Below are 7783 nucleotides of genomic sequence, written 5' to 3'. Positions count from 1 at the left end.
GAGCCACGACTGGCAAGACCCCATCAGCCACATCCGGCCCTCCCGGGCCGCCTAACAACTTACGGAGCTCTCCATGACGAAGCCGGACAGCGGACCGCGCCCCAGCGGGGAGACCGGTCCGTCGGACACCGACATCGCCGTGAACCAGCTGGTGGACAACGCGCTGAAGGCGCTCACCGACTTCGAGTCCCTCACCCAGGAGCAGGTCGACCACGTCGTGGCCAAGGCCTCCGTCGCCGCGCTGGAACAGCACACCGCACTGGCCGGGCTCGCCGTCGAGGAGACCGGCCGCGGCGTCTTCGAGGACAAGGCCGCCAAGAACATGTTCGCCTGCGAACACGTCACCCACAGCATGTCCCACGCCCGGACCGTCGGGGTGATCGCCCGCGACGACATCGAGGGCGTCATCGAGATCGCGGAGCCCGTCGGCGTGCTGTGCGCGATCACCCCCGTCACCAACCCGACCGCGACCACCGTCTTCAAAGCACTCCTCGCCCTGAAGACGCGCAACCCCGTGGTGTTCGCCTTCCACCCGTCCGCCCAGCAGTGCAGCGCCGAAGCGGCACGGATCGTGCGGGACGCGGCCGTCGCCGCGGGCGCGCCCGAGCACTGCGTCCAGTGGATCGGGGCGCCCTCGGCCGAGGCCACCGGACTGCTGATGCGCCACCCCGGAGTGGCCATGATCCTCGCGACCGGCGGAAACGCCATGGTCAAGGCCGCCTACTCGGCGGGCAAGCCCGCCGTGGGCGTCGGCGCCGGCAACGTACCGGCCTATGTGCACCGCAGCGCCGACCTGCGCCGGGCGGTCAACGACCTGGTGCTGTCGAAGTCCTTCGACAACGGCATGATCTGTGCGTCCGAGCAGGCGGTCATCCTCGACGACGAGATCTACGACGAGGCACTGGAGGAGTTCCGCACCCTGCACGCGTACGTGGCGACGGCGGACGAGAAGCGGAAGCTGGAGAACTACCTCTTCCCACCCGACCCGGGGGGCCGCCGGGGCCGCGTCAACCCGCGGGCCGTCGGGCAGAGCCCGGCCTGGATCGCGGAGCAGGCGGGCTTCGCGGTCCCGGGCGACACCTCCCTCATCCTGGCCGAGGCCGCCCGGGTCGGCCGCGAGGAGCCGCTGACCCGCGAGAAGCTCTGCCCCGTCCTCGCCGTGCTCCGCGCCGGCAGCGAGGAGGCGGGATTCGACCTGGCGGCCGACATGGTGGCCTTCCACGGGCAGGGCCACAGCGCGGTGATCCACACGGGCGACCCGGACCTCGCGGAGCGTTACGGGCGGCGTATGAAGACCGTGCGGATCATCGTCAACTCCCCCTCCTCACAAGGGGCGATCGGCGGCATCTACAACCACCTGCTGCCGTCCCTGACCCTGGGGTGCGGTTCGTGGGGCAGCACGTCGGTCTCCGACAACGTCTCAGCGGCCCAGCTTCTCAACATCAAACGTGTCACCACCCGCCAGAACAACCTCCAGTGGTTCAAGGTGCCCCCGAAGATCTACTTCGAACCGCAGTCCATCCGCTACCTCGCCTCCATGCCGGGCGTCTCGCGGGTCACCGTCGTCACGGACGCCACCATGACCCGCCTCGGCTACGTGGACCGGGTGAGCAGGGTCCTGCGGCAGCGGCGGGAGCCGGTGACCGTCCAGGTCATCGACGACGTCCAGCCGGAGCCCAGCATCGAGTCCGTGCGGCGCGGCGCCGCCCTGATGCGCGACTTCCGCCCCGACACGATCATCGCCCTGGGCGGCGGGTCCCCGATGGACGCGGCGAAGGTCATGTGGCTGCTCTACGAGAGGCCGGACGTCGACTTCTCCGACATGCGCCAGAAGTTCTCCGACATCCGCAAGCGCGCGTTCCGCTTCCCCGTTCCCGGTGAGCGGGCCCGCCTCGTCTGCGTCCCCACCACCTCCGGCACCGGAGCCGAGGTCACCCCGTTCGCCGTCATCTCCGATCCCGCGACCGGCAAGAAGTACCCCCTGGCCGACTACGCCCTCACCCCGAGTGTGGCCATCGTGGATCCGGTCCTCACGGACGAACTGCCCGCGTCCCTCGCCGCCGACAGCGGCTTCGACGCGCTGACCCATGCCACCGAGGCGTACGTGTCGGTGTACGCCAACGACTTCACCGACGGGCTCGCCCTGCACGCCGTCAAGCTGGTCTTCGAGAACCTGGAGGCCTCCGTCGCCGGCGACCCGGCCGCGCGGCGCCGGGCCCGGGAGAAGATGCACAACGCCGGAACGATCGCGGGAATGGCCTTCGGCAACGCGTTCCTGGGCATCGTCCACGCCATGTCCCACACCCTCGGCGCCACCTTCCACATCGCCCACGGCCGCACCAACGCGATCCTGCTGCCGCACGTGATCCGCTACAACGGCACCGTCCCCGGCAAGCTCACCGGCTGGCCCAAGTACGAGAGCTACCGGGCGCCCGAACGCTTCCAGGACATCGCCCGCGCCCTCGGTCTGCCCGCCGCGACCCCCGCCGAAGGAGTGGCGTCCTACGCCGACGCGGTCGAGCGGCTCCGCGACGCCGTCGGCATCGAGCCGTCCTTCCGCGCGCTCGGGGTCGAGGAGACGGCGTTCGTCACCGCGCTTCCGCGCCAGGCGCTGAACGCGTACGAGGACCAGTGCGCCCCCGCCAACCCGCGCATGCCCATGCTCGACGACATGGAGGAGATCATGCGCACCGCCTACTACGGCACGGCGGAGGCGTAGGAGCGGCGACCGGGCGGGTCCGGGGCCGGACACCGCCCGCCCGGTCACCTCACGCACGGCCCGGTCCCCACCCCCGCCCACTCCTGCCCGCACTCCCTCCCGAGGAAGCCCATGCCCTTTCACGTCGCGTCCGAGACGGGCCGGTTGAAGCAGGTCATCCTGCACCGGCCCGGCCTGGAGCTGAAACGCCTGACCCCGAGCAACAAGGACGCACTGCTCTTCGACGACGTGCTGTGGGTCAAACGGGCCAGGGACGAGCACGACGCGTTCGCCGACACCCTGCGCGACCGCGGCGTCCAGGTCCACCTCTTCGCCGACCTGCTCACCGAGACCCTGGAGCGGCCCGCGGCGAGGACGCTGGTCCTCGACAGGGTCTGCGACGAGCGCGAGTTCGGCCCGCTGGCGACGGACCGTGTCCGCGCGTTCCTCGACTCCCTGGAGCCGTCCGAGCTCGCCGCGGGCCTCGTAGGCGGAATGACCAGGCGTGAGCTGCTCTCCCGGACGGGTACCGTACCCAGCGTCCGTCTGCACACCATGGACCCCGACGACTTCGTCCTGCATCCGCTGCCGAACCACCTCTTCACCCGGGACACCTCGTGCTGGGTGTACGACGGGGTCAGCGTCAACCCCATGAAGAAATGGGCGCGCCGCCGCGAGACCGTGCACTTCGAGGCGGTCTACGGGCACCACCCCCTCTTCGAGAAGGGGGAGTTCCCGCGGTGGTCGGGCGGGCAGGCCGACCACCCCGCGACCATCGAGGGCGGGGACGTCCTGGTCATCGGCAACGGGGCCGTGCTCGTCGGCATGAGCGAACGGACCACACCCCAGGCGGTGGAGAGGCTCGCCCTGCGCATGTTCGCCGCGGGCTCCGCCTGCCGGGTCGTCGCGCTGGACATGCCCAAGAGCCGCAACTTCATGCACCTGGACACGGTCATGACCATGGTGAGCGGCGACACCTTCACCCGCTACGCCGGCCTCGGGCCGCTCCCCGCCTCCACCATCGAGCCCGGCCCCGGCGGACAGGGACTGACGATCACCGATCATGAGCCCGAACAGACGGACGAGGTCATCGCGGACGCCCTCGGCCTCGGCTCCGTACGCGTGCTCACCCCCTGTCAGGACATCCGCTCCGCCGAGCGCGAGCAGTGGGACGACGGCTGCAACGTGCTGGCCGTCGAACCAGGCGTCGTCGTCGCATACGAACGCAACGTCACCACCAACACGCACCTCCGCAAGAGCGGCATCGAGGTCATCACCATCCGCGGCAGCGAACTCGGGCGGGGCCGCGGCGGGCCCCGCTGCATGACCTGCCCCATCGAACGCGAAGCCGTCTGACCACCGCCCGACCCCCGAGGAGCACACCGTGCCCGGCATTCTCAGCCACCGCCCCTTCCTCAAGGAACTCGACCTCACTCCGGCCGAGTTCCACCACCTCCTCGACCTCGCCGCCGAACTCAAGGCCGCCCGCAGGGCGGGCACCGGTCGGCCTCGGCTCTCCGGCAAGAACATCGCGGTCATCTTCGAGAAGACCTCGACCCGTACGCGCTGCGCCTTCGAGGTCGCCGCCCACCAGGAGGGCGCCCACGTCACCTACCTGGACCCCGCCGGTTCACAGCTCGGCCACAAGGAGTCCGTCAAGGACACCGCCCGGGTCCTGGGCCGCTACTACGACGGCATCGAATACCGGGGCAGCGACCAGGAACTGGTCGAGGAACTCGCCCGCCACGCCGGCGTGCCGGTGTGGAACGGCCTGACCGACCAGTGGCACCCCACCCAGTCGCTCGCGGACGTGCTCACCATGTGGGAGCACACCGACAAGCCGCTCAGCCAGGTGTCGTTCGCGTACCTGGGCGATGCCAGGAACAACGTCGCCAACTCCCTGCTCGTCACCGCCGCGATGCTCGGCATGGACGTACGGATGGCCGGGCCCCGCAGTCTGCACAGTGCCCCGGACACGGTGGCGGAGGCCCGCCGCGCCGCCTCCTCCTCGGGAGCCCGCATCACCCTCACCGACGACCTGACCGAAGGTGTCGCCGGGGCCGACTTCGTCTACACCGACGTCTGGCTGTCCATGGGTGAACCCGCCGAACTCTGGGACGAGCGGATCGCGCTCCTGAAGCCGTACCAGGTGACCATGGACGTCCTGCGCGCCACCGGGAACCCCCGCGTCAAGTTCATGCACTGCCTGCCGGCGTTCCACGACAGCGACACCACCGTCGGCGCGCGGATCGCCGCCCGCACCGGCATGACCGCCATGGAGGTCACCGACGAGGTGTTCGAGTCGTCCCGCTCCATCGTGTTCGACCAGGCGGAGAACCGGCTCCACACCATCAGGGCGATCCTCGTCGCCACCCTCGCCGACTGACCCTCCCGCACACCCCGTCCCCCTCGCACGTTGGAGAACACCCCATGCGTGTCGTCGTCGCTCTGGGCGGCAACGCCCTGCTCCGGCGCAAGGAACGTCCGGACGCCTCGGTCCAGCTCGCCAATCTCCGTACGGCCGTCGCCGCCCTGGCCCCCCTGGCTCACCACCACGAGCTCGTCATCACCCACGGGAACGGCCCTCAGGTCGGTGTACTGGCCCTGGAGAGCGCGGCCGACCACGCACTGAGCAGGCCGTATCCCTTCGACGTCCTCGGAGCCGAGACACAGGGCATGATCGGGTACTGGCTGCTGCAGTCCCTCCAGAACGCCCTGCCCGGCCGGCAGATCTGCGCCCTGCTCAACCAGACCCTGGTCGCCGCCGACGACCCCGCCTTCGACGACCCGCAGAAGTTCGTCGGGCCCGTCCACGAACGGGCGGAAGCCGAGCGGCTGGCCGCCGCGCACGGCTGGACGGTCCGCCGGGACGGCCCTCACTGGCGGCGTGTCGTGCCCTCGCCCCGCCCGCTGTGCGTCGTGGAGACGCGGCTGATACGCCTGCTGCTGGACTCCGGCGCCGTGGCCGTGTGCGCAGGAGGCGGGGGAGTGCCCGTCGTCCGCGATGCGCAGGGGCGGCTCAGCGGCGTGGAAGCCGTCGTGGACAAGGACCTCACCGCGGCCCTGCTCGCCGAGGCGCTGGACGCCGACGCGCTCCTCCTGCTCACCGACGTGACCCACGTCGAACGCGGCCACGGCACCCCCGAAGCGGCACCCATCGGCCTCACCACGGCCGCCCGCCTCCGGTCCCAGCGGTTCGCTGCCGGATCGATGGGCCCCAAGGTCGACGCGGCGTGCCGGTTCGTGGAACGGACCGGCGGACTCGCGGCCATCGGCGCCCTCGGCGACGCACAGGCCCTCCTCGACGGCGCCACCGGCACCGTCGTCACCCCCGGCGGCCGCCTCCCGGGACGCCGCCCGCACGTCCGTCGGGAGACGAGATGACGATCAGCGAGAACACGTCCCCCGCGGCCGGCCCCACCGGAACCGGCCCGGACGCGCAACGCCGTCCCGGCGGACGGCGGCACCGCGGCTTTCCGTCCGCGTTCACGGTGCTGATCGCCGTCACCCTCGCCGTGTGGGCACTCACCTTCGTGATACCCGCCGGCCGTTACGACACCCGGGACGGCAGCCCGGTCCCGGGCACCTACCACCCCGTGGAGGCCCCGTCAGGTTTCTGGGACCGGCTGAAGGACCTGTTCCTCGCACCGGTCAACGGGCTGTACGGCGTCACCGACCCGGGCAGCGGCCTCACCGCGCCCGGCGCCGACGGGAGCTTCGCGGGCGCGGCCGGAGTGTTCCTCTTCATCCTGATGGTCGGCGCCTTCGTCACCGTGACGCTGCGCACCGGAGCCCTCGGCCTCGGCGTGGCCCGCCTCGCCCATCGCCTGCGGCACCACCGCACGCTTCTGCTCGTGGTCCTGCTGACGGTCTTCTCCCTCGGCGGCACCACCTACGGCATGGCCGAGGAGACCCTGGGCTTCTACGCGCTGACCGTCCCGCTCATGCTCAAACTCGGGTACGACCGGATGGTGGCCGTCGCCGTCGTCATGGTGGGCGCCGGAGTCGGCACCCTCGCCTCCACCGTCAACCCGTTCGCCACCGGCGTGGCCTCCGACAGCGCGGGCATCGGTACCGGCGACGGCATCCTGCTCCGGCTCGCGATGTGGGCGGTTCTCACCACCCTCACCGCCGCCTATGTCGTCCGGTACGCCAGGCGCGTCCACGCCGACCCGTCCCGGTCCCTGGTGCCCGCCACCGACGGGGACCGGTCGCCCGCGGACGCCGACACGGGGGCGGGCACGGGCCGGGACGGCGAGCCGGCCGCGGTGCTCTCCGCCCGGCTGAGGACCGTCCTGGGCCTCTTCGCGAGCACCTTCCTCTTCATGATCTTCGCGGTGGTGCCGTGGTCCGATCTGGGCGTCACCTTCCTGCCCACACTCGGCTGGTACTTCCCCGAACTCGCGGCGCTGTTCCTCGTCGCCGCCGTCGTCGTCGGCCTCGTCGGCGGACTGGGAGAGAAGGGCACGGCGAGTGCCGTCACCGCCGGGGCAGGCGATTTCGCCGGAGCGGCGCTGATCGTGATGCTGGCACGCGGGGTCACGGTCCTCATGAACAACGCGGCGGTCACCGACACCGTCCTGGACGTCCTGCACCGCGCCGTGTCCGGAACCTCGTCCGGACTCTTCGCGATCCTGATGTTCCTGGTCAACATCCCGCTCGCGTTCCTCGTGCCCTCGTCCTCCGGTCACGCCGCCCTGGCCATGCCGATCCTGGCCCCCCTCGCCGACTTCGCCGGGGTCGGCCGGGACGTGGTCGTCACCGCCTACCAGTCCGCCTCAGGCTGGGTGAACCTGATCACCCCCACGTCCGCCGTCGTCATGGGCGGACTCGCGCTCGCCGAGGTGCGCTACGACCGCTATCTGCGCTTCGTCGCCCCCCTGATGGCCATGCTGCTCCTCGCGGTCGGCGGCCTGCTGCTGGCCGGAGCGGCGGTGGACTGACCGGCCGGGGCGGCTCCCCCGGCGGCACGGCGTGAACTCGTCCCTCGAACCGGCCGATCCGGCGCCCGGGCGCGACAACGCGGGCCGGTGTGGCGCAGGATCGCCACCGAGCGCACGAGAGATCCGGATCCGCACCTGAAAG

General features: G+C 71.2%; 5 protein-coding genes. All 5 read left to right on the top strand.

What is annotated here, in order from left to right; genetic code table 11:
* The first annotated feature begins 73 nt into the window (after positions 1-73).
* The 5 genes from adhE (at position 74) to I3F58_RS20570 (ending at position 7641) form a co-directional block, all read left to right on the top strand.
* Positions 74-2719 carry a bifunctional acetaldehyde-CoA/alcohol dehydrogenase gene (gene adhE, locus I3F58_RS20590; protein WP_240110131.1) on the top strand — a complete coding sequence of 882 codons (2646 nt, stop codon included), beginning with the start codon at positions 74-76 and terminating at the stop codon, positions 2717-2719.
* Between the two features lie 111 nt (positions 2720-2830).
* Complete coding sequence (locus tag I3F58_RS20585; RefSeq protein WP_240110130.1) at positions 2831-4054, top strand: arginine deiminase; 1224 nt, start codon at positions 2831-2833, stop codon at positions 4052-4054.
* A 28-nt stretch (positions 4055-4082) separates the two neighbouring features.
* Positions 4083-5084 carry an ornithine carbamoyltransferase gene (gene argF, locus I3F58_RS20580; RefSeq protein ID WP_240110129.1) on the top strand — a complete coding sequence of 334 codons (1002 nt, stop codon included), beginning with the start codon at positions 4083-4085 and terminating at the stop codon, positions 5082-5084.
* 44 nt (positions 5085-5128) lie between these two features.
* Positions 5129-6082, top strand: a complete 954-nt coding sequence (locus I3F58_RS20575; protein WP_240110128.1) for a carbamate kinase — start codon at positions 5129-5131, stop codon at positions 6080-6082.
* Positions 6079-7641 (top strand): YfcC family protein, encoded by a 1563-nt coding sequence (locus I3F58_RS20570; protein ID WP_240110127.1) that lies wholly within the window; start codon positions 6079-6081, stop codon positions 7639-7641. The genes I3F58_RS20575 and I3F58_RS20570 overlap by 4 nt, the downstream gene beginning before the upstream one ends.
* Positions 7642-7783 lie beyond the last annotated feature (142 nt).

It is taken from the genome of Streptomyces sp. MUM 203J (assembly GCF_022414595.1).
GTDB lineage: Bacteria > Actinomycetota > Actinomycetes > Streptomycetales > Streptomycetaceae > Streptomyces.
The sequence above is the reverse complement of the archived record's forward strand: the minus strand, read 5'-3'. Positions and strand labels throughout refer to the sequence as shown.